The following is a 26,342-nucleotide window of genomic DNA, read 5'->3' as shown; positions in this document are numbered from 1 at the left end:
CAAAAAGCCCGGCGCTATAGCTTCGGGCTCAGTCCAGACTCACTATGGAGGCACTGTGAAAGCATTGCAAGGCGTTGACGGTCAAGTGGTGTGGGTTGATGAACCGCGTCCCACGTGCGATGTAGGACAAGTTCGTATACGAGTGGCGGCATCGGGTCTAAATCGCGCCGATTTGTTGCAGAAAGCCGGCCTTTATCCACCACCGCCAGGGGCCAGCCAAGTGCTTGGTCTAGAGTGCTCGGGGGTGATCAGCGAGGTCGGCGCCGGGTCTTCCTGGCAGGTTGGCGATCGGGTTTGCGCCTTGCTGGCCGGGGGCGGGATGGCCGAAGAGGTGGTTGTCGACGGGCGGCATGTACTGCCGGTTCCCGACGGAATGTCACTGCTCGAAGCGGCGGCATTACCCGAAGTTTATGCAACAGTCTGGCTGAATTTGTTTCAACTGGCGGCGCTCAAGCCGGGTCAAAAAGTTCTTCTGCACGCCGGGGCAAGTGGAATCGGTTCAGCGGCCATTCAGCTGTGCAAGGCCTTCGGCAACCCGTGCTGGGTCAGTGTCGGCTCCGCCGAGCGATTGGCGTACTGCGAAGCGCTGGGCGCCCAGGGCGGCGTGGTGCGTGACGGTAATCTGGAAAGCTTGCGGGACCTGGGGCCGTTCGACGTGATACTCGATCCGGTGGGTGGCAATTACGCGGCATTGAACCTCAAGTTGCTGGCTCAGGATGGTCGCTGGGTGCTGATCGGTCTGATGGGCGGGCGCGAGGCCAAGCTGGACCTGGCCCAGGTGCTGGCCAAGCGTGTGCAGTTGCTGGGCTCGACCCTGCGCAGCCGTGATGATCAGTTCAAGGCAGATCTGTTCAGCGATCTACGCCTGCACGTCTGGCCGTTGTTTGCCGAAGGGCGTTTGAACCCGCAACTGGCCAGGACATTCCCGATCAAGGATGCCGAGGCAGCGTTTGCCGAGCTGGCGAGCAATACCGTGGCGGGGAAAGTGGTGTTGGTGATTGACGAGAGTCTGAGCTGAATCCTGTCCTGCAGGTGCTGGCTTGCCAGCGATTGAAACGACGCGGTTCATTGGAACCGCGTTATCGTTCATCGCTGGCAAGCCAGCTCCTACCAGGGGCGTGGTTATTTCCAGTTATGGATCGGCCAGCCAGCCTTTTCGGCGTGCTCAAGCAAGACCGGATCCGGGTTCACCACATGCGGGTAATCCACCTTCAGCAACAGCGGCAGGTCGTTGCGAGAGTCGGAATAGAAACTCGCGCCTTCGAGGTTTTCCTCCTCGGCATCCAGCCACTCCAGCAAGCGGGTGATCTTGCCTTCGCGGTAGGTCAGGGTGCCCACGGTTTGGCCGGTGTAAACGCCATTGGCCACTTCCAGTTCGATGCCCAGGATCTCGTCGATGCCCAGGCGTTCGGCGATGGGGCCGACCAGGTGGGTGCCCGAGGCCGAAATCACCAGGATCCGGTCACCGGCCTTGCGATGCGCCGCGATGGCTTTGGTGGCGTCACTGAAAATGATTGGCTCGATGTGGTCTTCCACCCACGGTCCGACCAGGTGGTCGACCTCTTCTGGCGTACGGCCGATCATCGGCTCGAGGCTGAAGGTCATGTAGTCCTCCATGCGCAGCTTGCCGTGGCTGTAGGCGTCCATCATTTCATTGTTCTGCCGCATGAACGACTCGGCGTCGACCCAGCCCAGGCGGCCCATCTGCTCGCTCCAAAGGGTGGCGCAGTCGCCGTGGATCAGGGTTTCGTCCAGATCAAAAATTGCCAGGGCCATCAGTGCAGTTCTCTCTTCAGCATAAGCAAAGGCATCAGGCTACCTCACACAGGGCCGTCGGATCGATGGAAAGCGCCAGGCGCTGGCCATCGGGATGCAGGTCGGCCGCCGAGCGGTTCAGCACATCCACCACCAGTTCAACGCCCCGGGCTTCGACCCGGTAGCGGATTACGTTGCCCAAAAGGCTGTGGCTGCGTACCTGCGCGTCCAGTTCACCGTTGAGGCTCAGTTCGATGGCTTCCGGGCGAATGGCAATGCGCTTGCTGATGGGCCGCTGCAGCAGTTTCGAGGCGCTGTCGGCATCCAGCAGGTTGTAGTTGCCGATGAACCCGGCAGCGAACACATCCACCGGCGCAGTGTAGAGGGTTTCGGCGTCGCCACTTTGTACGATCTTTCCCTGATTCATGAGGAAAATCCGGTCAGACATGGTCAGGGCTTCTTCCTGATCGTGTGTGACAAAAATCGTGGTCAAGCCCAGTTCGCGCTGGATCTGACGGATCTGCTCGCGCAGATGCTTGCGAATCCGCGCATCCAGCGCCGACAGCGGTTCGTCCAGCAGCAACAGGCGTGGCCGCGTGACTAGGGAGCGGGCGAGGGCGACGCGTTGGCATTGGCCACCGGACAGCTGATGGGGATAGCGCGACGCGAAGTCGTTCAGCTCCACCAGCTTCAACACCTCGGCGACACGCTTCTGGCTGTCGTCGGCATTGACCTTCTGCATGCGCAGGCCGAAGGCGACGTTTTGCTCCACGCTCATATTGGGGAACAGCGCATAGCTCTGGAACACCATGCCGATCCCGCGTTTCTGCGGGCTCAGGGGCACGATGTCCTGGCTGTCGAGCAGGATCTTGCCACCATCCACCGAAGTCAGGCCGGCGATGCAGCGCAGCAGGGTGGACTTGCCGCAGCCGGAGGGGCCGAGCAGGGTGACGAACTCGCCTTTCTGGATTTCGCAATTGATGTCGCTGAACACCGTGGTGCCCGCATAGTCTTTTTTAAGGTGTTGGACGCTGACGAAGCTCATTGGCTTTTGTCCTTGTTCAAGATGTTGGCAGCCCAGGTCAGGACCAGCACAAACAAGAAGTAGGAAATCACCAGCGCACTGGTGAAATGACCGCTGCTGTTGCGCATGTTGTTGAGGTAGACCTGCAGGGTTTCGTAGCGGGTGCCGACCAGGATGTTGGCGAACACGAACTCACCGAACAGGAACGAGAACGACAGCAGCAATGCCACCATCAGGCCCTTGCGCAGGTTCGGCAGCACCACCAGGAAGGCGGCTTGAAAGGTGCTGGCGCCGAGCAGTTGGGCGGCGTCCATCAGGTCACGCAGGTTGATTGCCTGCAGGTTGTTGGTGATCGCCCGGTACATGAACGGCAGCGCCACGGTGAAGTAGCAACCGATCAGGATCCACGGCGTACCGACCATGGCGAACGGTCCGGAACCATAGAGCTGCAGCAGCCCCACCGACGACACCACCGGTGGCACGGCGAAGGGCAGCAGGATCAGGATGTTCATCAACGCGTCGAGTTTCGGGAAGTGGTAATGCACCACGAACAGCAGCGGCAGAATCAGCACCACCGCGAGGATCAATGCGCCGACACACACCAACAGCGACTGGCCGAAAGCGCTCAGGAAGCGCGGATCGCTCCACAGCTGTGCATACCATTTGATACTGAAACCGCTGGGCAGAATGGTGGCCGACCAACTGCTGGAAATCGAGTAGATAAAGGTGCCGAGCAGCGGCAGCAACATTATGGCAAACAGCAGGTAAACCACCACACGATGGTAGATGCCGGCGGGCCCCAGTTCAGCGCGAGACATGGTAGCTCCTCTTCAACAGCAGTTGATGCACGATGGTCACCAGCGTCATCAACGCCACCAGTACCACGGCCAGGGCACTGGCCAGATTCGGGTCCAGGGAAATGTCGCCCGAGACCATCGCTGCGATCCGGATCGTCAGCACGTTGAAGTTGCCGGTGGTCAGGGCGTACACCGTGGCGTAGGCGCCGAGGGCGTTGGCCAGCAGGATCACGAAGGTGCCGAGCAGCGCCGGGGTCAGTACCGGCAGACCGATGTGCCGCCAGTACTGCCAGCCGTTGGCACCGAGCAGCGCGGCGGACTCGCGCCAGTCTTCGCGTAGCGCGTCGAAGGCCGGGTAAAGCAACAGCACACCCAGGGGAATCTGGAAGTAGGTGTAGAGAATGATCAGCCCGGTTTTCGAGTACAGGTTGAAATCCTGAATGATCCCGGCCTGCTTGAGCATGATGGTGAAGCTGCCGTTGAAGCCGAGCAAAATGATGAAGGCAAAGGCCAAAGGCACGCCGGAGAAGTTGCTGGTCATGTTGGCGAAGGCGTTGACGAAGTTGCGCAGTTTCGAATCGACCTGACGCAGGGAGTAAGCGCCGAGTACCGCGATGATGATGCCGAACACGCTGGACCAGAAACTGATCTCGAGGCTGTACTGGATCGCCTGCAGGTAGAACTTCGAGCTGAAGATCTTGCTGAAGTTGGCCAGGCCCCAGCCGAACTCTTCCGATTGCAGGCTGTTGATCATCACCCAGGTCAGCGGTGCGATTTCGAACACGAGGAAGAACAGCGCGAACGGGACCAGGCACAGAGCAGCGAGCCATTTACTGCGGGTCATGGCATTCACTTGAGCAACTCCCGGCAGACCGGTTTGTCGTGGGGCACGCCCAGCAACGCGCAGACGGTGCCGCAGATCTCGGTCTGTTTCGGCGCGGCGTCGGCGTCGAAACTGAAGGCGTCACCGAGCACGAACAGCGGCACTTCGCGTTCCTCGCGCAGCAGGCCGTTGTGCGAGCGGTCGTTGTTCATGCCGTGGTCGGCGGTGACCAGCACCTGATAACCGGCATCGAGCCAGCCTTGCAGGTAGTCGGCCAGGATGATGTCGGCCGAACGGGCGCTGTTGCGGTACTGCGGGGTGTCGAGGCCGTGCTTGTGCCCGGCGTCGTCGATGTTCATCGGATGGATCAACAGGAAGTTCGGCGCATGGCGCAGACGCAGGTTTTCCGCGTCGGCGAACAGGTGCGAATCGGGGTAGTGGTCGTTCCAGTAGAAATGCCCGTGCTGGATCGGCAGTGTCGGATCATCGGTATGGCGATCCCGCGCTGCCACGAAGGGCGAACGGTTGTACAGCTCGCTGACCCAGTGATAGGCCGCCGCCGCAGTCACCAGGCCTGCGTCGCTGGCGTAGTGATAGATGCTGCGCTGGTTGGACAGGCGCGAGACGTTGTTGTGGACGATGCCGCTGTCGATCGGGGCAACGCCGGTCAGGATGCATTCGTACAGCGGGCGGGACAGGGCCGGCAACTCGCACTCCAGTTTGTAGAGTGCGGCACGTCCTGCACCGACGTAAGCCTGAAGGTGCCCCAAGGCGTGGCGGGCGACCTCGTAGTTGAGGCCGTCGAGCACGACAAGGATGACGTTGTGCTTCATAGGGGCAAAACTCCGTGGGTTCTCTCAATCCTGCAGGAGCCGGCTTGCTGGCGATTGGATCGCCACGTTGTTCAAAGTGACCGTGGTGATCCAATCGCCGGCAAGCCGGCTCCTACGGATGAAGCATTACTTCATTTCTACGATGACTTCTTCGTTCCACTTCTGCGGAAGGGCCTTGGAAGTCTTTTCCCACGCATCCGCGTCCTTGATCGGCGTCACTTTCTTGTACTGCTCGTTAGGCAGCAGCTTGGCCTGCACCTCGGCCGGGAGGGTCAGGTGTTCGGCGCGGATCGGACGGGCATTGCCCTTGGCCAGGTTGATCTGGCCGGCGTCGCTGAAGATGTATTCGCGGGTCAGCTTGGCGGCGTTCGGGTTTTTCGCGTACTTGTTGATGATGGTGGTGTAGCCGGAAATCACCGAGCCGTCGGACGGGATCAGCACCACGTAGTCATCCGGATTGGCCATCTTGGCCTTGTAGCTCAGGCCGTTGAAGTCCCAGACCACGCCGACTTCGATCTCGCCTTTTTCCATGGCACCAATCACCGGGTTGGACATCGACAGGCGACCCTGCTTGGCGATGTCGGCGAACAGATCCAGGGCAGGCTTGAGGTTTTTCTCGTCGCCACCATTGGCCAATGCAGCGGCCAGTACGCCGTTCGCAGCCTGGGCCGCCGTGCTCACGTCACCGATGGAAACCTTGTACTTGCCGGTTTTGAGGTCAGCCCACTTGGTCGGCACTTCGGAGCCGTGCAGCAACTTCTTGTTGACGATGAAAGCGATGGTGCCGGTGTAGGCCAGCGCCCAGTTGCCGTCCTTGTCCTTGGCCCAGGCCGGAATCTGCTCCCAGGTCGAAGGCTTGTAAGGCTGGACCACGCCTTGCTTGACCGCGATCGGGCCAAAAGCGGCACCGACGTCGCCGATGTCGGCGCTGGCGTTGTCTTTTTCCGCGGCGAACTTGGCGATCTCCTGGGCCGAGCTCATGTCGGTGTCGATGTGCTTGAGGCCATACTTGTCGCTCAGGTCTTTCCAGGTGCCGGCCCAGTTGGCCCAGTCGTCGGGCATGCCGACGCTGTTGACGGCGCCTTCCGCTTTCGCAGCGGCTTCCAGGGTTTTCAAATCATCAGCCGCCATGGCGGCGGTGCACATGGCAATGGTCGAGCCTAACAGTGATGCCAGGAAAAACTGTTTCATTCCGAAGCTCCTTGGGTCGTGTTCAACGCTGCGATTGCGGTTTGAGTTGGTCTAGGTCAGCAATACCTGAGCCAATTTAAGGGGGCTGGATGACACTTTGATGTCGTTCGTCGCCCGGAATGACTATTTGTTCGGCGGTATCGCCAGTGGCCTGCTAAGCGTAGACCATGGTCAAGGCCCCGGCTGGCAAGGGAGATGGCCGATGAATTGCAAGTCGTTGACGGTTGAGAGCGGCGACCGTTGGGCGCCTTTGTCACACCTCGGTCATCTGCACTGCCTACGCTTGCAGGCTATTGAATGAACCGGTTTGCGCTGCGGTTCTGCCCCGAATTGGTGCTGGTCTAGTCCAGATAGGAAACATTGATGCGTGACGAGGCAACAAAAGCGGTGACCGCCATCGGCCAGGTGCTTCAGGAACAGATCGATCACGGACTGTTGGCTCCGGGCAGCAAATTGCCGGCCGAGCGCAAGCTCAGTGAGTTGTTCGGCACCACGCGGATCACGTTGCGTGAGGCGTTGTTGCAGCTGGAGTCACAAGGGCAGATCTACCGCGAGGAGCGTCGCGGCTGGTTCGTCTCGCCGCCACGCCTGGCGTACAACCTGATGCAGCGCAGCCACTTTCACGCGATGGTCAGCGCCCAGGGGCGGGTGCCGTCCACCGAGGTGGTTTCGGCGCGATTGCAACCGGCCTCGGCGGCGGTGTGTGCCTGGCTGCAATTGCCGGCGCTGTCGAGCGTGATCCAGATCTGCCGCTCACGGCGCATCGACGGGCGACTGGTGCTGTATGTGGAGCACTATCTGAACCCGCAGTACTTTCCCGGGATCCTCGATTTCGATTTGAATCAGTCGATCACCGAGCTGTACGCGCGGCATTACGATTTGCATTACGGGCGGGTGCGTTTCGAGATTGTGCCCACGGCGTTGTCGGTGGATGCGGCGGCGGCGTTGAAAGTGTCGGTGGGCAGCCCGGGCCTGCGGATTGCCCGGGTCAACTATGACCAGCATGAACGCTTGATCGACTGCGACCTGGAGTTCTGGCGCCATGATGCGATTCATGTCGGGGTGGATGTGGTCTAGCGTCCGACACGGGCTATTCGTTTTGCGGGCCACCACCGGCGGTCATCACCTGAATGCTCATCCGCGGGGTCGCCAGGTCCAGCCCGGCTTCATCCATGTGCCGCTTGAGCGACAGGTTGAACGCTCGTGACACTTCCCATTGCTTGATTGGCGCGGTCTTGAAGCGGGCGCGAAGGATCGCGTTGCCCGACTCGAAACTTTCCACGCCCTGAAACTCCAGCGGCGACCAGATGTTGCGCCGTTGCAGCGGGTCGGTGCGCATTTTCTGGCCGACTTCGCGCATCAGTTTGATCGCGTTGTCGATGTCCATGCTGGCCGGCACCGCGACCCGGAAGATCGCGTAGCCGAACTCCCGGGAGTAGTTCTTGATGCTTTTGATTTCGCTGAACGGAATGGTATGGACGATGCCGTCGATGTCCCGCAGGCGCACGGTGCGGATGGTCAGGCCTTCGACCGTGCCGAGGTGGCCGCCGACGTCCACGTAGTCGTCGATGGCCAGTGAGTCTTCGATGATGATGAACAACCCGGTGATCAGGTCGGCAACCAGCGACTGCGCACCAAAGCCGATGGCCAGGCCGATAACGCCGGCACCGGCCAGCAGCGGCGTGACGTTCATCCCCATGTTCGCCAGGGCGACGATCAGCGCGACGATGAAAATCGCCACGAACAGCACGTTGCGGATCAGCGGCATCATCGTCTGCGCACGGGCATTGGCCAGGCCTTTGCGCGAGCGGGTCAATGCGTGATGCACGGCGGTGTCGCTGAGAATCCAGATCAGCCAGGCGAACAGCAGCGTGCCGGCGAGGCTGAACAACTTGACGCTGACTTCGTGGCCATCGCCTTCGGTAAAGCGGATCAACGACATGCCCCAGACCCGCAGGCCGAGTTCGATAAACGCCAGCCACACAAACAGGTGGAGGATCGTGTAGAAGAAGTTTTTCAGACGCTCCGAATACACGGCGTAACGCCGGACGCCGCGCTGGGGTTTGAGGGCGTGGCGGCGTACAAGGCCGTTGATGACCATGCACAACACCAGCAGGACGGTGCAGATCAGCGACTGGCGCAGGGCGGTGCTGGTGTCGCCGGCGGAGATGAACGTCGCGAACAGCGAGATGGCCACCAGCACCAGCGCCGGCACGTACCAGAAGGTGCCGAGAATCGACAGGGTGTCGTTGAGCGCGCGGCGGGTCAGGCGTCGGGACAGCGGCTGATTGCGGATCAGGTGGGCGATCGGCCGGCGGAAACGCAGGATGAAGCGCCCCGTGGACAGCGCGGCGAGGACATTGGCGACGGTCGCGGCGGTATGGGCCAGGTGGCTGCCGAGGCTGTCGACCAGTTGCGGATCGCTCAGCGCTTCGCCAAACGCGGCGAAGCTGCCGATCAGCCACAGCGGCCGGAACGCCTGGTGCCGCAGGATGTACAAGGCGCGGTGGCGATGCGGGCCGTCGAGCAGCGAAAAGGCAATCACACAGATGGCCGAGAAGCAGGTGCCGACCACCAGTGCATAGGCCAGCACCATGGCCAGGCTTTTGCCCAGGGACGAGGGCAGGGCGTAGCTCATGTAGACCGTGATCACCAGGGCGATCAGCCATGGCCCGAGTTTGCGCAAGGCGAAGCGCAACATGTCCAGGGCCCGAGGGTGCTGCGGCAGTTCTTCGGTCAGGCCGAAACGCATCCGCACGCGATGGCTGATCCAGATCAGTGCGGCGGCCAGCAGGCTCCAGACCATCAGGATCATGGCGAAGGCGAACAGCATGGGCAGCCATTCATTGGCCGGCAAGGCCAGAGCCGCCAATTCTTCGCCGGCCTGATCGAACTCGCTGGACCAGCGCGTGAGTGGGCTGTCGTCGCCGGAAAACTTCTTCTCGATATTGGTCAAGGTTCCGCCAATCAGGCCCAGCACGCCTTCTTCGGCAGGCGGCTGGGCTTTTTTGGTGGTGTCCCGGAGCTTTTTCAGGTCGGCCAGCAGCTTGGCGCGCTGCTGGTCGTTTTCCAGTGACTTGATCACTTCGTCCAGGGATTGCCCCAGCGGTTCCTGGGCTTCGGGCTGTGCCTTGGCCTGGCTGTTGAGCAGGCTTGGCAGGCCGGCCGCCTGGACAGGCGCGACCGACAGCAGCGTCATCAGGCAGACCAGGAAAATACACGGGAAGGCAAAAAGACGAGCGAACACTAGGCGGTCAACCTCGCAGGGAGCGGATCGACCGAGTGTACGAGCCCGTCAAATTCAATGCGAGCCAAGGGCGATGATTTATTCGTTGAGTTTGGCGAGGATCTTGATCACCACGGTCGCGAGAATGGTCAGCATGCCGATCCACATGGCGAACACACCGGCATTTTTGTCGCGAAAGTTGAAGCCAACGGCCAGCAGGAGCATCCCGGCGAGAATCGGGATCAGCATGGCGTGGAAGGAGGACATCGAAATCATGGAGACAGCCTTGTCGAAGGGGTATTTGAAGTCTAGGCGGCTTTTTTGCCTGGTGTTGTCTGTCTGTAGGAGCGAGCTTGCTCGCGATGGACTAGAGAGCACCGCGGGGTGTCAGACGTCCAGCGTCATCGTTCACGTCCATCGCGAGCAAGCTCGCTCCTACAGAGTATTGCGGGGGTTACGGCAACTCGCGGCAGGCGTAGAACGCGTTCAGCACCTTGACCAGGTGCGCCAGGTCATGGCTGCCGCACAGTTCGCGGATCGAGTGCATGGCGAAGGTCGGCAGGCCGATGTCCACGGTGCGCACGCCCAAGTGGCTGGCGGTGATCGGGCCGATGGTCGAGCCACAGCCCATGTCGCTGCGCACCACGAAGCTTTGCACCGGCACTTCTTCAGCCATGCACAGGTGACGGAAGAACCCGGCGGTTTCGCTGTTGGTGGCGTAGCGCTGGTTGCTGTTGACCTTGATCACCGGGCCGGCGTTGAGTTTCGGGCCGTGGTTGGCATCGTGCTTGTCGGCGTAGTTCGGGTGCACGCCGTGGGCGTTGTCCGCCGAAACCAGCAGGGATTTCTGAATGGTGCGTACGAACTCATCGCCCTCGGGCAGCAGGCGACGCAAGGTTTGCTCGAGCATCGGACCGTCGGCACCGCAGGCCGAGCAGGAGCCCACTTCTTCGTGGTCGTTGCAGACCAGCACGCAGGTCTCGTCGGTCTCGGCGGTCAGCAGTGCTTGCAGGCCGGCGTAGCACGACAGCAGGTTGTCCAGGCGCGCACCGGCGATGAAGTCGCCGTGCAGGCCAATGACCGCAGCGCTTTGGGTGTCGTAGAAGCTCAGCTCGTAATCGAGCACCACGTCGGCGTTCAGGCCGTGTTCGCGGGCGAGTTGATCGGTGAGCACTGCACGGAAGTCCACGCGCTCGTCACCGGCGAACTGCGCGAGGATCGGCGGCAGTTCGGTCTGGGCGTTGATGGCCCAGCCCATGTTGGCTTCACGGTTGAGGTGAATCGCCAGGTTCGGAATGATCGCGACCGGTGCCTTGAAGTCGATCAACTGGCTTTCGACCTTGCCATCACGCCGGAAGGTTACGCGGCCCGCCAGGGACAGGTCACGGTCGAACCACGGCGCCAGCAGCGCGCCGCCATAGACTTCCACACCCAGTTGCCAGAAACCCTGGCGTTGCAGTTCCGGTTGCGGCTTGACCCGCAGGCACGGGCTGTCGGTGTGGGCGCCGACCAGGCGAATGCCGCCGTGCAGCGGCGAATGACGGCCCATCTTGATCGCGACAATCGAAGAGTCGTTGCGGGTGACGTAGTAGCGACCGTTGGCTTCGGTATTCCACGGTTCGCGCTCGTCGAGGCGTTGATAGCCCGCCGCTTCCAGGCGCTGAACGAGGCTGGCGGTGGCATGGAACGGGGTAGGGGAGGCCTTGAGGAAATCGATCAGGCCTTGGTTCAACTCTTCGCGCATAAAGTAGCTCCAGACAGCAATGGCGCCAGTTTAACGTATTGGTCAGGGAATTGGCGGTGGGCTGATGTTGGAGCCGGCTCTGATATTGAATCTGAAGAAAAACCCTGTGGGAGCGGGCTTGCCCGCGATAGCGGAGTGTCAGTCAGCATCAATGCTGGATGTGCCGGCCTCATCGCGGGCAAGCCCGCTCCCACAGGTGTTGTGTCTTTATGCTTAAAACGGGGCAGGGCACTCGAAGCGCAGGCGCTCGCCGGTTTGCGGGTGGGTGAAGCTGAGCATGCTGGCGTGCAGGCACAGGCGCGGCCAGGCCGCCAGGGCCTGCTCATGGGCATAGAGCCCGTCGCCCAGCAGCGGATGACCAATCGAGAGCATGTGCACGCGCAACTGGTGGGAGCGACCGGTGATCGGCGTCAGCTCGACGCGGCACCAGTCGCCGCAACGTTCCAGCACTTTCCAGAAGGTCAGCGCATGTTTGCCGAATTCATGGTCGACCACATGCCGCGGCTTGGTCGGTGGGTCGTAGCGCAAGGGCAGGTCGATGCTGCCGCTGTCCAGTTCCGGTTGACCCCAGCACAGGGCGGTGTAGGCCTTTTCGGTTTCGCGGTCGTGAAACTGCCGGGACAGCTCGCGATGAGTGTCCGGATCGCGAGCCAGCAGGATGATGCCGGAAGTTTCCCAGTCCAGGCGGTGGACGATTCGCGCTTCCGGGTAGCCGTTTTCCTGCAGGCGGGTAATCAGGCAGTCCTTGTTGTCGTCGGCCCGGCCAGGGACGGAGAGCAGCAGGGTCGGTTTGTTCACCACCAGTACGGCGGCGTCCTGATGGATGATGTGAATGTTGGACAACGGCATTAAAACAGCCTCGTAACAAACGCCAACGGCGGCTCGATCATTCTCACGCCCCTCTTTGTAGGAGTCGGCTTGCTGGCGATGCAGGCAACGCGGTCTGACTGTTGCAACGCGTTGAAGCTATCGCTGGCAAGCCAGCTCCTACAGGGAGGGCGTTTCGAATGATCGAGCCGCCGTGGCTCCAGCCGGATCGACTCAGCGATCAGGCAGGGTGATATTGAGTTCCAGAATCGAACAGCTGCCCTGGCTTTCCAGTGCGACATGCACGTCATCGGACCCGATATTGACGTACTTGCGAATCACCTCGACCAGTTCCTTCTGCAAGGCCGGCAGGTAGTCCGGGGTGCTGCGTTGGCCGCGTTCGTGCGCCACGATGATCTGTAGACGCTCTTTCGCTACCGACGCGGTGCTTTGCTTTTTGTTGGCACGAAAGAAGTCAAAAAGGTTCATTGCTTAGTTGCCTCCAAACAGGCGCTCGAAGAATCCCTTCTTCTGTACATCGAGGAATCGATGATCCACGGTCTTGCCCAGCAGGCGGTCAACGGTATCGCTGTAGGCCTGGCCGGCATCGCTCTGGTCGTCGAGAATCACCGGAACACCCTGGTTGGATGCCTTGAGCACCGCCTGGGATTCAGGGATCACGCCGAGCAGGGCCACCGAAAGGATCTCCTTGACGTCTTCTACGCCGAGCATTTCGCCTTTGCTCACACGTTCCGGGTGATAACGGGTAATCAGCAGGTGTTCCTTGATCGGGTCTTCACCGCGTTCGGCGCGACGGGACTTGCTGGCCAGCAGGCCGAGCATGCGGTCCGAGTCACGAACGGAGGACACTTCCGGGTTGGTCACGACGATCGCTTCGTCAGCGAAGTACATGGCCAGGTGGGCGCCTTTCTCGATGCCCGCCGGGGAGTCGCAGACCACGAACTCGAAGTCTTCCTTGAGTTGCATCAGGACTTTTTCCACGCCTTCGACGGTCAGCGCGTCTTTGTCGCGGGTCTGGCTGGCGGCCAGCACGTAGAGGTTTTCCAGGCGCTTGTCTTTGATCAGGGCCTGTTGCAGGTTGGCTTCGCCGTTGACCACGTTGACGAAGTCATACACCACGCGGCGCTCGCAACCCATGATCAGGTCGAGGTTACGCAAGCCCACGTCGAAGTCGACGATCACTGTTTTGTGGCCGCGCAGAGCGAGGCCGGTACCGATAGCGGCGCTGGTGGTGGTCTTACCCACACCACCCTTGCCGGATGTAACCACGAGAATCTTGGCCAAGGTGTTTCACCCCTAAGGAAGAAGGACTTTCCAGCCCCTGAAAAACATCTCCTGAAAACTACTGCAGTCGGACAGCCTTGGCTGGAATTCGGTTTATAGCGGCGTTTACCCCCGGTAAACACTGCTTTTGGCCTTTTTCCTACTTCGTTTGAGCCGTATTCGCTACGTTTTAGAGATGCTTGGAAAATGCGGCAGTATCCGTTAAAGCCGAATGATGTTCAACACGTCGCCGGACAGGCTGACCTGCACGCCCGAACCCCATAGCGGGTCGCGGCGCAGATCTTCGGAAACCTTGTAATGCCCGGCGATGGAAATCAGTTCAGCACTCATTTGCTGACAAAAAATCCGCGCCTTGGTGTCGCCCTTGACGCCGGCCAACACACGACCACGCATCGGGCCGTATACATGGATGTTGCCATCGGCGAGAAGTTCCGCCCCCGGGCTGACCGAGGAGATGACCACCAGATCGCAGCCCTGGGCATAAATCTGCTGGCCGCCGCGTACTGGCGAAGTGATGATTTTCGTCGGTTTGACGGTCGGCTCGGGCGGCTTTTCCGGTTTTTTCTTCGGTTCGCCTTCGCTCAGGTCCAGTGGACGCTCGCGGGCACCGGACGGCGGCAGCACCGGCAGGTCGACCGCAATGGCGGCGGCGATGTCTTCGATGCGGCTGGCGCGGATCGCCAGGGTGCGCAGGCCATGCTGGCGGCACACGCGCATCAGCCCTGGCAGATCGACCGCGCCTTCGTTGGCCGGGAGTTTGTCCAGGGCCAGTACCAGCGGCGCGTTGCTGAAGAAGTTGGGCGCCTGGGCGACTTTGGCGGCCAGTTGCCGATCAAGGCTTTCGAGGTCGTTACGGGCCAGTTCCAGCACCGTAATGGCCAGCATGCTGCCCTTCAACTGGAACACGGGATCTTGGTCTAGCGGTTCGGTTTGGCTCATGGTCGGCATACAACGACTTGTCACTAAAAGTGCCGAGACTTATAACGAGAACGCCCGCAGGCCGCAAGCCGGGTCGAACGATGTAGAATGCGCGGCCATTGTCATTCCGGAAGCATTAATGGACCGCCCGCGTTTTCGTAAAGCATTTCTATCTCCACGTTTCTGGCCGCTGTGGTGTGGTCTGGGGCTGTTGTGGCTGATCGTCCAGTTGCCGTATCCGGCACTGTTGTGGGTCGGTCGTGTCCTGGGCGCTTTGATGTATCGCGTGGCCGGCGACAGACGGCGCATTGCCAAGCGCAATCTGGAACTGTGTTTCCCTGAAAAAACCGCCGCCGAACGCAAACGCCTGCTCAAGGAAAACTTCGCCTCTACCGGTATCGCGTTTTTCGAGATGGCCATGAGCTGGTGGTGGTCGCGCAAACGCCTGGCGACTCTCGCTCACGTTGAAGGGCTGGAATATCTGCAGCAGGCCCAGCGCGAAGGCAAGGGCGTGATCCTGATGGCCCTGCATTTCACCACCCTGGAAATCGGCGCGGCGCTGCTTGGCCAGCAGCACACCATCGACGGCATGTACCGCGAGCACAAGAATCCATTGTTCGACTACATCCAGCGCCAGGGCCGCGAGCGGCACAACCTCGATTCGCTGGCCATCGAGCGCGAGGACGTGCGCGGCATGCTCAAGTTGCTGCGTGCCGGCCGGGCGATCTGGTACGCACCGGACCAGGACTACGGCGCCAAGCAAAGTGTTTTTGTGCCGCTGTTCGGCATTCAGGCCGCGACCGTCACCGCCACGAGCAAGTTTGCGCGGCTGGGCAAGGCGCTGGTGGTGCCGTTCACCCAGGAACGTCTGGCGGACGGCAGCGGCTATCGCCTGGTGATCCATGCGCCGCTCGAAGGCTTCCCCGGCGAAACCGAAGAAGTCGACTGCATTCGCATCAACCAATGGATCGAAAGCGTGCTGCGCGAGTATCCCGAGCAATACCTTTGGGCCCACCGCCGCTTCAAGAGCCGCCCGCCGGGCGAGCCGAAGCTGTACGCCAAGCGTCGTTGAATCCCGATACAGGGGAATGGGTCGAAACAACCAAATCCCGTCAAGCACCATGGAGAGTTGCGCATGAGTCCAGGCGAACCGGTTACAGGCTTGATTCTTTCCGGTGGCGGGGCTCGGGCGGCCTATCAGGTCGGGGTTTTGGCGGCGATTGCCGAATTGCTGCCGCCGGGGGCGAGCAATCCGTTTCCGGTGATCGTCGGCACCTCGGCGGGCGCGATCAACGCCGTCAGCCTCGCCAGCGGGGCAATGGACTTTCGCAACGCCATCGAACGCCTGACGGCCTTCTGGCAGGGCTTTCGCAGTCATCTGGTGCTGCGCAGCGACTGGCCCGGGGTGATCCGCCAGGCCAGCCGCTTTGTCAGCCACAGTCTGCTCGGCATCGGCAGGCACATGCCGGTGGCGCTGCTCAACAGTTCTCCGCTGCGCGATTTGCTCAACGACAAGCTGCACATGGGCGGCATCGCTGAAGCGATCGCACAGAAGCAATTGCATGCGGTGGCGGTCACGGCATTCGGCTATGAGTCCGGCCAGGCGGTCACCTTCTATCAGGGCGGCGGCAAGATCGACCCCTGGTTGCGCCATCGCCGCATTGGCGTTCCCACCCAACTGTCCGTCGAGCACTTGCTCGCCAGTTCGGCGATTCCGCTGCTGTTCGCCCCGGTGAAAATCGGCGAAGAGTATTTCGGCGATGGCGCGGTGCGTCAGTCGGCGCCGATCAGTCCGGCGCTGCACCTGGGGGCCAGTCGGGTGCTGGTGGTGGGCGTCAGCGGCAACCCCCGCGGCGTCGACCCGCAACAACCCTTGCAGCGCAGCTACACCGGCCAGCAGCCGACCCTGGCGCAGATCGGCGGGCACATGCTCAACAGTACGTTCATTGACAGCCTGGAAAGCGACATCGAGCTGTTGCAGCGCCTGAACCAGTTCAGTCACCTGATGCCCGACGGCACGCCGACCCGGGCACTGGGTGTGGCGCCAGTGGACGTATTGGTGATTTCACCGAGCCAGCCGATCGACGAGATTGCCGCGCGCCATCGCCAGGAATTGCCGGCGGCGTTGCGCCTGTTCCTGCGCGGACCGGGCGCGACCAAGACCAGCGGGGCAGGGGTGCTGAGTTATTTGTTGTTCGAGGCGGGGTATTGCAGCGAGTTGATCGAGTTGGGGCGGCGGGATGCATTGGCCAAACGGGGGGAGTTGAGTCGGTTTCTGGGGCTCTCGGTGGCTGAAACCGTTTGAACTGTCAGATCTGACAGTAGATGTTGCCGAGTTTTTCGCACAGATTGGACCCGATTTGTTGAGGGTTCGAAGATGGCGGCTGCGCAATGGATTGATGCTCACACACCAACCTTGTCGGTGTCGGATTCGCGCGGTTTGGCTGTGCGAAATGTCGCGTATTGCCGTCATCCGCTGAACCCGTCCATTGAGACTCGCATCACCCGCAATCACTTTGACGCTGCCGGACGGCTGGTGGCTTCCTGGGATCCACGATTGTGGGGCACGGCGCCAAGACCGAACCTCGCCACGACGCACAATCTACAGAGTCAGCCGCTGCTGGTGGACAGTGTCGATGCCGGTTGGCAACTGAGCTTGCTGGATCAGGCCGGTATGGCCCGTTCCTTTTGGGACGGTCGCGGGAGTCAGCGGCATACTGAGTGCGATGAGCTTCAGCGTCCGACGACCGTGACAGAGCAGATGAAGGATGAGTCGCCGCGTGTCGCTGAGCATTTTGCTTACGCAGGGGCGGGTGCTGAGTTTGCGCTGCACAACCAGTGCGGCCAACTGATTCGTCATGACCATCCGGCTGGCAGGCGCAGCCTTTGCGAGTATGGTGTGGTTGGATTGCATCTGACCGAAGAGACCCGTTTCTTGCTTGATCTGGCCCCGCCGGACTGGTCATCTGAATCTGCCGATACACGGCTGGAGGACGAAGTTTTCAGGACGGCTCAACAGTATGGGCCTTCAGGGCAAATGCTTTGCCAGACGGACGCCGGGGAAAACCGCCGGACCTTCGATTACAACCTGTCTGGCGAGTTGTTTGAGATCCGACTGAGGTTGGCTGGCGCTATCGATCCTCCTCAAGTGTTGGTGGGTGACATCCGTTACGACGCCCTTGGCAAGGTTAATAGTGAGCGTGCGGCAAATGGTGTTCTGGCTACTGCCCGATACGCGGCTGAAGATGGGCGGCTGACCGGATTGCTGTCTTGCGATGCCCGAGGCACGCCGCTCCAGCACTTCGAATATGCCTACGATCCGGTCGGCAATATCTCCAGCGTCGAAGACAAGGTGGCGGTGACCCGCTACTTCAACCAACGGCGCATCGAGCCGATCAATCGCTATCGTTATGACAGCCTGTATCAACTGGTCGAGGCCACTGGCCGGGAAGTCAGCCAACCCGGTCATGGCCCCGCTTTACCTGCTTGGCAAACCACGCCACTGGACCCCAACCAGTTGCGCAATTACACCCAGACATTCAACTACGACGCTGCCGGGAATCTGCAAACCCGCCACCACAGCGGTGTGGAAACCTTCGAGATGTTTACTTCGCTTGGCAGCAATCGCAGCGTTGCGGATGAAGGCAATCTGGCGGATGGCTTTGATGCCAACGGCAATCAGCGGGAGCTGTTGCGCGGCCAGGAAATGAATTGGGACATTCGTAATCAGTTGAGTCGCGTGACGATGGTCCGGCGTGAAGATGGATCTGACGATACCGAGTGTTATTTCTACGACAGTCCCGGGCATCGACTGAGAAAAGTCCGACTCACGGAGACTGCTTGTCGCACGCTGCGAGCTGAAGTTCGTTACTTGCCGGGGCTGGAGATCCATCGTGATACAGCTACCGGCGAAGAGCGGCAGGTGCTCGGTGTCGAGGCGGGGCTTAGCCATGTGCGGGCCTTGCACTGGGTTGGGAAATTGCCCAAGGGCGTGCGCAATGACCAACTGCGTTTTTGCCTGAATGACCACCTGAACTCGTGCACGCTGGAACTGGATGAGTTGGGAGCACTACTGAGTCGGGAGGTTTATTACCCGTTTGGCGGGACCGCGTTGTGGGCGGGTACCAGTGAAATTGAGGCCAAGTACAAGACGATTCGTTATTCGGGCAAGGAGCGGGATGCGACGGGGCTTTATTATTACGGGTATCGGTACTATGCGCCGTGGCTGCAACGGTGGGTCAGTGCGGATCCAGCCGGTGAAGTGGATGGTCTCAATCTGTTCCTCATGCTGTTCAATAATCCGCTCAACTGGATGGACACAGAAGGCCAGAATGCTGTGCCGACTATCGCTCATTTTTTTTGGGCTGGAAGAAATATAGATGCTCATTATCTCGGCAATATGCTGATTTTCAAGAGGTTTAATCCCAGCTATCAAATCAAGGTCTGGACAGACAAGCCTTCCCATATTCTCAATACGTTGTCTGTCATGGAGTCTGGTGATGATCCGATTGATCGTGGGCTTGCAAAACACCATGGACATCATCTGGAAATTAACGATCCGGATGAGATGTTTAAAGACCTTGCTACAACATTCCCTGACGCTCATAAAGTGCAATCAATATTTCAACGCGAAAGTAATGGCCCGTACCGAAACCTCGCTGCAGCAAGCGATATTTTCAGAATGGCTGCATTACATTTCTATGGCGGTTTGTACATGGATGTTGATGTCGCAACGCGTGGGGAAATTGATTCTATCAATGCGCCGGAGGGATTTCTGGCTCACGTTTACGATGACTCTTTGGTGGGTAATTTTGTACTGGCGGCGACACCCGGATCCTTACATTCGTCCAGTTTTCTAAAAAAAATGATTGATCACTACAGGTTGGAAGAAGAGGTGGGTTGGGTAACCAAAAGAACTGAGGAAAAGTCCCGTGAGCGTTTGACATCGGACTGGACAGGGCCGGGTTTAATTATGAGCGCTGTGGTGAATCCGACGTTGAGTGTTGAAATCCAGGATTTTGGTAGCAGGGTTCCCTATCAGCCTGGACAAAAACTTATCCAAAGTGACTACGAAGTAAACGAGTTGCTTCGTCGCGGCCATCGGGTAGCGACTGCTGATCATGATGGCGGCTGGACATCAGTCAAGCCCCGGCGCAGGGCATCGGTTGCCTAGATGGTCCCAACCTGCCTACCCGACAGATTGGGACGTACATAGCGTTAGAAGTGAACCTTGACCAGGAAACTGGTCACACTCTGGTCAGTCTTGAAGCCCTGGCTGTCTTCAATCCCGTACTTGTTTTTCCAGTAGTCATACTCGACACCGACGTACAGCTGCTTTTCGCCCAGGTTGAGCGCCTTGCCCAGGTCGTATTTGACCTGTGGATTGAAGTGCAGGTTGGCGTGGTATTCGCCTTTGTCGTTGACGTCGTTGTCGACCACCCAGTCCATGAAGCCGTCGATCAGGATGTTCGAGTCGCCGACCGGAACGGTGTAGGACCAGACTGGCGTGACCTGCCAGATGTTGTCGCCCGGGCGGTCGCCTTCGGTGTGACGGTTGTAGAAGTTCAGCTGGAAGTAGTCGAAGCCCGGGATGGCCAGGTCGAAGCCAGGACCGATCAGGTAGGACTCGGTGTCGTCTTCGCCGAACTCGTAGGTCATGGCCAGCAGCACGTCCTTGATCGGGCCGAGCTCGAACTTCTGGTCGAAGATCTTGTTGAACGACAGGCGCGGGCTGAGTTCGCCGTAGTGGGTGTTCTCGCCAGCGAAAGCGTCTTCCTTGCCGTTGTAGAAAATCTTGTCGATGAAGAAGAAGTTGTCGCCGTACTTCCAGCCATCGGCGTGTTCGAAGGTCACCGTCTGCTGGATGCGCGGGTTGACCTGGAAGTCCTTGCCATAGAGGTAGGTCAGGCTGTTGTTCTGCCACTGCAGCAAATCGCCGGCCATGGCCTGGCCCCCTGCCAGCATCGATCCCGCGAGCATCAGGCTAGTGCACGTACGTTTCATTCGGTTGCTCCCAAAAAGTAGGTGGTTCCACGTTGTTTTTTTAAGGTCGGCGCTCTGGTGTGGCACCTGTTCGTGTAACGGTAATAAATCATCCGTTCGGTCAGCTTTAGTGCTGTTAGCAAGAGCTGAGCCAAGGCTTTCAAAAAGCAAAAAAACTCCCGTTCGGCGGCTCAAGAGCAGTCGATTGAGAGGGGGTTTGGAGTGCCTTGGTGCCTGCCAGCGCCGGGATAAGTTGGCCTGCTGGTCAGGTTTTACATCCGGGCTTTTTTTTAAACCGGATTCGGGCGGCCGCGGAGAATACTGACTCCTCGGCCAGGTCTCAAGTGCTCCGCAACGGCGCACCGACGACAGGTTTGGCGCACGGTTGCGGGGCAGCATCAGAAATGCACCTTCACCAGCAGGCTGGTGGTGTTTTCATTGGTGTCGAACTTGCCGCTGTTTTCGATGCCGTACTTGTCTTTCCAGTAGCTGTATTCGGCGCCGACGTACACCTGTTTTTCCCGCCAGCCCATGGCCTTGCCCAGGTCGTACTTGATTTGCGGGTTGAAGTGCAGGTTGGCGTGATAGGTGCCATGGGCGTTCTGGTCGTTGTCCACGACCCAGTCGATGTAGCCGTCGATCAGCAGGCTCGAGTTGCCCACTGGAATGGTGTAGGACCAGGCCGGGGTGATCTGCCAGACATCGTCGCCGGGGCGCGAGCCTTCGGTCTGGCGGTTATAGAAGTTCAAGGTGAAGAAGTTGAAGCCCGGGATCGCGAGGTCGAAGCCAGGGCCGATCAGGTAGGCCTCGGTGTCGTCTTCGCCGTTCTCGTAGGTCATGGCCAGCAGCACGTCCTTGATCGGGCCGAATTCGAAACGGCGGTCGAGGATCTTGCCCAGGGAGAGGCGCGGGCTGAACTCGCCGTAATAGGCGTGGACGCCTTTGTTGCGGTCTTTCTCGCCGTTGTAGTAGGTGCTGTCGATGAACATGAAGTTGTCGCCGTACTTCCAGCGGTCGGCGTGTTCGAAAGTGATCGTCTGCTGGATCGACGGGTTGACCGCGAAATCCTTGCCGTACAGGTAGCTCAGGCTGTTGGTCTGCCACAGCAATAAATCGCCGGCCATGGCCTGACTCGCGGCCAGCAGGCCAGCACCCAACAGCAGGTTGGTTTGTGTCCGAATCATCTGTTGCTCCCTCTTGTTTTTATTTTTTCAAGGCGCAGGCAGCCGCTGACCCTGTAGGAGCGAGCCTGCTCGCGATGAACTACAGAGCGCCGCGTTTATCCAGAAAACACGCGTTATCGTTAGCGACCATCGCGAGCAGGCTCGCTCCTACAGGGTTTGTGATGTGTCTGTTAATGCGTGTGAGCCTGGCAATCATTGACGGCCGCGCGTTCGGCGCCGCCAAGGATGTTGAACAGCAGGTTCAGCGTCAGTGCGCTGAGCGTGGCCATGGCGATCCCGCTGTGGGTGATCGGGCTCATCCACACGGGCAGGTGGGCGAAAAACTCCGGGCGCACCACCGGGATCAGGCCCATGCCAATGCTCACAGCCACCAGCAACTGGTTGCGACGGTCACCGATGTCCGCTTCCTGGAGAATCTTGATTCCGGTGGCGGCGACCATGCCGAACATCGCAATCGCTGCGCCGCCCAGCACTGCTGGCGGAATCGAGGCCACCAGGAACGCGGCCTTGGGCAGCAGGCTCAGGACGATCAGCAGCCCGCCGGCGACGATGGTCACCGAGCGGCAGCGCACGCCGGTCATCTGCACCAGGCCGATGTTCTGGGCGAAGGAGGAGTGGGTGAAGGTGTTGAAGAATCCGGCGAAGAACGAGGCGCCGGCATCGCACAGCAAGCCGCGACGCAGCATGCGTGGGCAGACTTCCTGGCCGGTGATCTTGCCCAGTGCGAGGAACATCCCGGTGGACTCGACGAAAATGATCACCACCACCAGGCACATCGACAGGATCGGCGCGAGTTCGAATTTCGGCATGCCGAAGTGCAGCGGGGTGACGAATTGCAGCCATGGCGCCTGCGCCATGCCACTGAGGTCGACCATGCCGAGCAGGCCGCAGAGCACATAGCCCAGGCACATGCCGATCAGCACGGAAATGTTGACCCAGAAACCGCGCATGAAGCGGTGCACCAACAGGATGGTGCCAAGCACCAGCGCGGCGATGGTCAGGTAGATCGGAGAGCCGAATTGAGTGGCGCTCGCACCACCGCCGGCCCAGTTCACGGCCACGGGGAACAACGATAAACCGATCGAGGTGATGACCGTACCGGTCACCAGCGGCGGGAAGAAGCGTACGACCTTGGACATGAACGGGGCGATGATCATGCCGAAGAACCCGGCGGCGATGGTCGCGCCGAAGATCCCTTGCAGGCCGATGCCGGGCATGCCGGCCATGGCGACCATGCTGCCGACGGCGGCGAAACTGGCGCCCATCATCACGGGCATGCGAATGCCCATGGGGCCGATGCCGAGGGACTGGACGATGGTGGCGATGCCGGCGACCAGCAGGTCGGCGTTGATCAGGAAGGCGATTTCTTCACGACTCAGGCCAGCGGCCTGTCCGATGATCAGCGGCACCGCGATGGCGCCGCCATACATCAGCAGAACATGTTGCAAACCGACCAGGATCAGTTGCAAGAGGGGCAAACGCTGAATGGCGGGTGCGTCGGGGATGCGCGCTTTGGAGAGCTCGGACATGCAACACCTCGGATCTTTTTTATTCTTGTGATTTTGTGCGTCAGGCAACCGCTTCGCGGTTGATCGCCAGCAAGCCGGCTCCTACAGGTTTTGGGTCGGTCGCATCATTTGTGAACGACATAAATCCGTAGGAGCCGGCTTGCTGGCGATGCTTTTCAACGATGAATCAGTTGGTCTGGGCTCCCTGCGCAATCCAGGCACCGATCAGGTCACGTTCCTGCTGGGTCATCTGCGTGATGTTGCCCAGTGGCATGATCTGGCTGGTGACGGCTTGTGCCTGAATCCGCGGTGCGTTCTGGCGGATCTGCTCGGGGGTGTCGAACATCACACCGGCAGGGGCCGCACTGAACAGCGGGCTGGTTGGCTTGGCCGAATGGCAAACCGAGCAACGTTCCTGAATCACGCTGTGCACTTTGTCAAAGCCAGGGCCTGCGTTGGACGCTTGCGCCGGTGCAGCGGCTGGCGCTTCTGCAGGTTTGGCTTCAGCGGGTTTCAAACCACCGCCCACTGCTGTTTCCGGCAGCGGCTGGTATTCGATTTTCGCTGGGGCCTTGGCCACTTCCGGGCTGTTCAGCGGCGCAGGGCCGGTGACGTAGGCCAGGCTGATCATGCCGACGGCTGCGACTGGAAGCGTCCAGGCAAACTTGTGGCTGTCATGACGGGTGTTGAAGTAGTGACGCACCAACACCGCCAGTACCGCGATCCCGGCCAGGATCAACCAGTTGTACTGGCTGCCGTAGGTACTCGGGAAGTGGTTGCTGATCATGATGAACAGCACGGGCAAGGTGAAGTAGTTGTTGTGACGCGAACGCAGCAGGCCTTTGGCCGGCAGTGCCGGATCCGGCGTGCGGTTCTCGGCGATCGCCGCCACCAGTGCGCGCTGTGCCGGCATGATGATGCGGAACACGTTGCCGACCATGATGGTGCCGATGATCGCGCCGACGTGCAGGTACGCACCACGACCGCTGAACACCTTGCTGAAGCCATACGCCGCGCCGATGATCAGCACGAACAGGATGCCGCCGAGCAGGGCAGGGCGTTTGCCCAGGGCCGAGTCGCACAGGAAGGAGTAGATGAACCAGCCGAGGAACAACGAGCCGATACCGATGGCCACGCCTTCAGGGCCGCTCAGGGTGCTGCCGGGAGCCAGCAGGTAGAGCGTCGGGTTGGAGTAGAACACCACGCACAGCAGCGCGATACCCGACATCCAGGTGAAGTAGGCTTCCCATTTGAACCAGTGCAGGTTGTCCGGCATGGTCGGTGGAGCCAGTTTGTATTTTTCCAGGTGGTAGATACCGCCGCCGTGGATCGCCCACAAATCACCGGCCAGACCACTTTTCGGGTTGACCCGATTGAGGTTGTTTTCCAGCCAGACGAAATAGAACGACGCACCGATCCAGGCCACGCCAGTAATCATGTGAACCCAGCGCACGCTCAGGTTCAGCCATTCCAACAGATGTGCTTCCACAGTCTTTACCTCTCGCCTGTCACTTTGTTGATCAAGTGATCAGACCTTCTCTTATTGGTGGGGGGCGAGGATCAAACGCTCATCCTCTTTGAAAAAATGCTCATCGCAGTTATTGCCTGTGCCACTGCGATCAACCACCAGGAAGTCATCCCGCTTTTCGATCGTCAGCACCGGGTGGTGCCAAACGCCGCGATGGTAATTAATGCCCTGCCTGCCGTTGGTGACGAAGGCGCGGACCAAGCCTGATACAGGTTCATCGCCAAGTGGCGCGACCACGATCAGAAAGGGGTTGCCGAGCAGCGGAATGAAAGCCTGGCTGCCCAGCGGATGGCGCTCCAGCATGCTCACGGTCAGCGGCATGTCCTGCGCGTCCGCGCGGAAGATGCTGATGATCGCGTTGTCCTCTGGCGTAGCGGTTTCGACCACAGCCAGTTTATGGAAGCGCATGGTTGAACCATTGTTGATCATGAAGTGATCGCTGCCGTCGGTTTCGATCACGTCACCGAAAGGGGCGAAGGCTTCTTTGGTCAGCGGTTCAATCGTCAATGTGCGCATGCTGTTCTTTTCCGAATTCTGTGTTGTTGGTTCTATCGTCATCGCTGGCAAGCCAGCTCCCACAGGATCTATGTACACCTCAGATCCCTGTGGGAGCGGGCTTGCCCGCGATTGGGTTCAGCGCTTATTTAGCGACCTTGCCCAGTACGCGCAGGCGGCTCACACCGCCATCCGGGAACACGTTCAGGCGGATGTGGGTGATCGGGCCCAGTGCCTTGATCTGCTCGGCGAAGGTGTGTTCGGCGTGCATTTCCAGCTTCTGTGCCGGCAGCAGTTCGCGCCAGAACAGCGATTGGGTTTCGATCTGGCTGTCGGTACCGCCCTTCACGAACGCGCCCTGGATCGAGCAGGTATCCGGGTAGTTGCCCTTGAAGTGCAGGGTGTCGACGATGACTTTCTCGACTTCACCGGCATGACCCAGCGCGACGATGACCCAGTCATTGCCCGGGGTACGGCGACGCGCGGTTTCCCAGCCGTCGCCCATGTTGATGCCACGGCCCGGGTTGAGGATGTTGCTCATGCGGCCGAAGTGTTCGTCGGAGCAGGCGAGGGCGCGGCCACCGTTCAGGGCGGAAGCCAGGTCGACTTGCTCGTTGTCGCCAACAGCTGACCAGTCGCGGTGCGGGATGCCGTACACGCGCAGACGGGCCACGCCGCCATCCGGGTAGATGTTGAAGCGCAGGTGGCTGAAGGCCTGGTCGTTGTTGATTTCGTGGAAGTGGTGGCTGTTGCCTTGCAGCTCGACGGCGGACAGCACTTCAGTCCACTGGGTGTTGTCATCAGGCTCGCCCGACGCCAGGAAGCACGCTTCCAGGGAGGCCGATGGCGGGAAGTTGCCGGTGAAGAATGAAGTGTCGATGTCGACGCCCTTGATCGAACCCGGTACGCCCAGGCGGATCACGGCGCTGTCGAAGCCTTCGAAGCGCTTGCGGCGCGATTCCCAGCCGTCCATCCACTTGCCGTTGTCATCGAACACGCCCTCCTTCCATACGGCCGGGGTCGGTTGGAACAGACGATTGGCGTCTGCGAACCAGTCATCGGTGACCGAGATGATTTTGGTGCCCAGGCGGGCATCGGCCAGGTTGACGAACTTCTCGAAAGGTACGGCGTAAGCTTTCATTCTTCTTGTCTGCCTTTAAATAAGTGGCTTGGGATGCTCTCGGGGCCCTGGGCGCGTTCGGCGTTCTTGAACGTGCTCGGG

Annotated in this window: 24 protein-coding genes; 5 read left to right on the top strand and 19 right to left on the bottom strand. The window is 60.1% G+C overall.

Annotated elements, in window-relative coordinates; all coding sequences use genetic code 11:
- Positions 1 to 55 precede the first annotated feature (55 nt).
- The gene (locus EI969_RS25105; protein WP_160390141.1) at positions 56 to 1,018 is read left to right on the top strand and encodes a zinc-binding dehydrogenase; all 963 of its coding nucleotides are present in this window, start codon (positions 56 to 58) and stop codon (positions 1,016 to 1,018) included.
- Positions 1,019 to 1,122: 104 nt separating this feature from the next.
- Here EI969_RS25105 and EI969_RS25100 read toward each other — a convergent pair whose 3' ends face one another.
- From EI969_RS25100 to EI969_RS25075, 6 genes are all read right to left on the bottom strand, one after another.
- A complete protein-coding gene (locus EI969_RS25100) occupies positions 1,123 to 1,776 on the bottom strand; it encodes an HAD family phosphatase (protein ID WP_160390140.1) in 654 nt (217 codons plus the stop codon).
- Between the two features lie 34 nt (positions 1,777 to 1,810).
- Positions 1,811 to 2,800, bottom strand: a complete 990-nt coding sequence (locus tag EI969_RS25095; protein ID WP_160390139.1) for an ABC transporter ATP-binding protein — start codon at positions 2,798 to 2,800, stop codon at positions 1,811 to 1,813.
- On the bottom strand, positions 2,797 to 3,597 hold the full coding sequence (locus EI969_RS25090; RefSeq protein ID WP_160390138.1) for an ABC transporter permease: 801 nt from the start codon (positions 3,595 to 3,597) through the stop codon (positions 2,797 to 2,799). The genes EI969_RS25095 and EI969_RS25090 overlap by 4 nt, the downstream gene beginning before the upstream one ends.
- The gene (locus EI969_RS25085) at positions 3,584 to 4,420 is read right to left on the bottom strand and encodes an ABC transporter permease subunit (RefSeq protein WP_160390137.1); all 837 of its coding nucleotides are present in this window, start codon (positions 4,418 to 4,420) and stop codon (positions 3,584 to 3,586) included. The genes EI969_RS25090 and EI969_RS25085 overlap by 14 nt, the downstream gene beginning before the upstream one ends.
- A 5-nt stretch (positions 4,421 to 4,425) precedes the next feature.
- Positions 4,426 to 5,232, bottom strand: a complete 807-nt coding sequence (locus EI969_RS25080; RefSeq protein WP_160390136.1) for an alkaline phosphatase family protein — start codon at positions 5,230 to 5,232, stop codon at positions 4,426 to 4,428.
- 126 nt (positions 5,233 to 5,358) lie between these two features.
- On the bottom strand, positions 5,359 to 6,423 hold the full coding sequence (locus tag EI969_RS25075) for an ABC transporter substrate-binding protein (RefSeq protein WP_160390135.1): 1,065 nt from the start codon (positions 6,421 to 6,423) through the stop codon (positions 5,359 to 5,361).
- A gap of 363 nt (positions 6,424 to 6,786) precedes the next feature.
- On the opposite strand from EI969_RS25075, the gene EI969_RS25070 reads away from it, so the two are divergent.
- Positions 6,787 to 7,500 (top strand): UTRA domain-containing protein, encoded by a 714-nt coding sequence (locus EI969_RS25070; RefSeq protein ID WP_150715655.1) that lies wholly within the window; start codon positions 6,787 to 6,789, stop codon positions 7,498 to 7,500.
- A 13-nt stretch (positions 7,501 to 7,513) separates the two neighbouring features.
- Here EI969_RS25070 and EI969_RS25065 read toward each other — a convergent pair whose 3' ends face one another.
- The 7 genes from EI969_RS25065 to minC form a co-directional block, all read right to left on the bottom strand.
- Complete coding sequence (locus EI969_RS25065; RefSeq protein ID WP_160390134.1) at positions 7,514 to 9,670, bottom strand: mechanosensitive ion channel family protein; 2,157 nt, start codon at positions 9,668 to 9,670, stop codon at positions 7,514 to 7,516.
- Between the two features lie 78 nt (positions 9,671 to 9,748).
- On the bottom strand, positions 9,749 to 9,925 hold the full coding sequence (locus EI969_RS30305) for a hypothetical protein (RefSeq protein WP_015096128.1): 177 nt from the start codon (positions 9,923 to 9,925) through the stop codon (positions 9,749 to 9,751).
- 178 nt (positions 9,926 to 10,103) lie between these two features.
- Entirely contained in the window at positions 10,104 to 11,393 is a 1,290-nt protein-coding gene (locus EI969_RS25060) for a M18 family aminopeptidase (protein WP_160390133.1), read from the bottom strand.
- Positions 11,394 to 11,606: 213 nt separating this feature from the next.
- On the bottom strand, positions 11,607 to 12,242 hold the full coding sequence (locus EI969_RS25055) for an RluA family pseudouridine synthase (protein WP_150715659.1): 636 nt from the start codon (positions 12,240 to 12,242) through the stop codon (positions 11,607 to 11,609).
- A 192-nt stretch (positions 12,243 to 12,434) separates the two neighbouring features.
- Entirely contained in the window at positions 12,435 to 12,689 is a 255-nt protein-coding gene (minE, locus tag EI969_RS25050; protein WP_007974947.1) for a cell division topological specificity factor MinE, read from the bottom strand.
- A gap of 3 nt (positions 12,690 to 12,692) precedes the next feature.
- A complete protein-coding gene (gene minD / locus EI969_RS25045; RefSeq protein ID WP_060541535.1) occupies positions 12,693 to 13,505 on the bottom strand; it encodes a septum site-determining protein MinD in 813 nt (270 codons plus the stop codon).
- Positions 13,506 to 13,706: 201 nt separating this feature from the next.
- Positions 13,707 to 14,444 carry a septum site-determining protein MinC gene (gene minC / locus EI969_RS25040; protein WP_150715660.1) on the bottom strand — a complete coding sequence of 246 codons (738 nt, stop codon included), beginning with the start codon at positions 14,442 to 14,444 and terminating at the stop codon, positions 13,707 to 13,709.
- A gap of 118 nt (positions 14,445 to 14,562) precedes the next feature.
- On the opposite strand from minC, the gene EI969_RS25035 reads away from it, so the two are divergent.
- The 3 genes from EI969_RS25035 to EI969_RS25025 all read left to right on the top strand — a co-directional run bounded on the left by EI969_RS25035 (position 14,563) and on the right by EI969_RS25025 (position 19,596).
- Positions 14,563 to 15,495, top strand: a complete 933-nt coding sequence (locus EI969_RS25035) for a lipid A biosynthesis lauroyl acyltransferase (RefSeq protein ID WP_160390132.1) — start codon at positions 14,563 to 14,565, stop codon at positions 15,493 to 15,495.
- A 63-nt stretch (positions 15,496 to 15,558) separates the two neighbouring features.
- A complete protein-coding gene (locus EI969_RS25030) occupies positions 15,559 to 16,728 on the top strand; it encodes a patatin-like phospholipase family protein (RefSeq protein WP_160390131.1) in 1,170 nt (389 codons plus the stop codon).
- A 72-nt stretch (positions 16,729 to 16,800) separates the two neighbouring features.
- A complete protein-coding gene (locus tag EI969_RS25025) occupies positions 16,801 to 19,596 on the top strand; it encodes an RHS repeat-associated core domain-containing protein (protein WP_160390130.1) in 2,796 nt (931 codons plus the stop codon).
- Positions 19,597 to 19,640: 44 nt separating this feature from the next.
- Here the strand turns inward: EI969_RS25025 and EI969_RS25020 are convergent, their stop codons facing one another.
- From EI969_RS25020 to alc, 6 genes are all read right to left on the bottom strand, one after another.
- Complete coding sequence (locus EI969_RS25020) at positions 19,641 to 20,426, bottom strand: outer membrane protein OmpK (protein ID WP_160390129.1); 786 nt, start codon at positions 20,424 to 20,426, stop codon at positions 19,641 to 19,643.
- 377 nt (positions 20,427 to 20,803) lie between these two features.
- On the bottom strand, positions 20,804 to 21,589 hold the full coding sequence (locus EI969_RS25015; protein ID WP_160390128.1) for an outer membrane protein OmpK: 786 nt from the start codon (positions 21,587 to 21,589) through the stop codon (positions 20,804 to 20,806).
- Between the two features lie 170 nt (positions 21,590 to 21,759).
- Positions 21,760 to 23,118 carry a nucleobase:cation symporter-2 family protein gene (locus EI969_RS25010; protein ID WP_160390127.1) on the bottom strand — a complete coding sequence of 453 codons (1,359 nt, stop codon included), beginning with the start codon at positions 23,116 to 23,118 and terminating at the stop codon, positions 21,760 to 21,762.
- A 166-nt stretch (positions 23,119 to 23,284) separates the two neighbouring features.
- A complete protein-coding gene (locus EI969_RS25005; RefSeq protein ID WP_160390126.1) occupies positions 23,285 to 24,586 on the bottom strand; it encodes a urate hydroxylase PuuD in 1,302 nt (433 codons plus the stop codon).
- Positions 24,587 to 24,637: 51 nt separating this feature from the next.
- The gene (locus EI969_RS25000; protein ID WP_085723223.1) at positions 24,638 to 25,141 is read right to left on the bottom strand and encodes an ureidoglycolate lyase; all 504 of its coding nucleotides are present in this window, start codon (positions 25,139 to 25,141) and stop codon (positions 24,638 to 24,640) included.
- Positions 25,142 to 25,265: 124 nt separating this feature from the next.
- Positions 25,266 to 26,261, bottom strand: coding sequence for an allantoicase (alc, locus tag EI969_RS24995; protein WP_160390125.1), 996 nt, complete (start codon positions 26,259 to 26,261; stop codon positions 25,266 to 25,268).
- Positions 26,262 to 26,342 lie beyond the last annotated feature (81 nt).

It is taken from the genome of Pseudomonas sp. PB101, assembly GCF_009764265.1.
Classification (GTDB): domain Bacteria; phylum Pseudomonadota; class Gammaproteobacteria; order Pseudomonadales; family Pseudomonadaceae; genus Aquipseudomonas.
The sequence above is the reverse complement of the archived record's forward strand: the minus strand, read 5'-3'. Positions and strand labels throughout refer to the sequence as shown.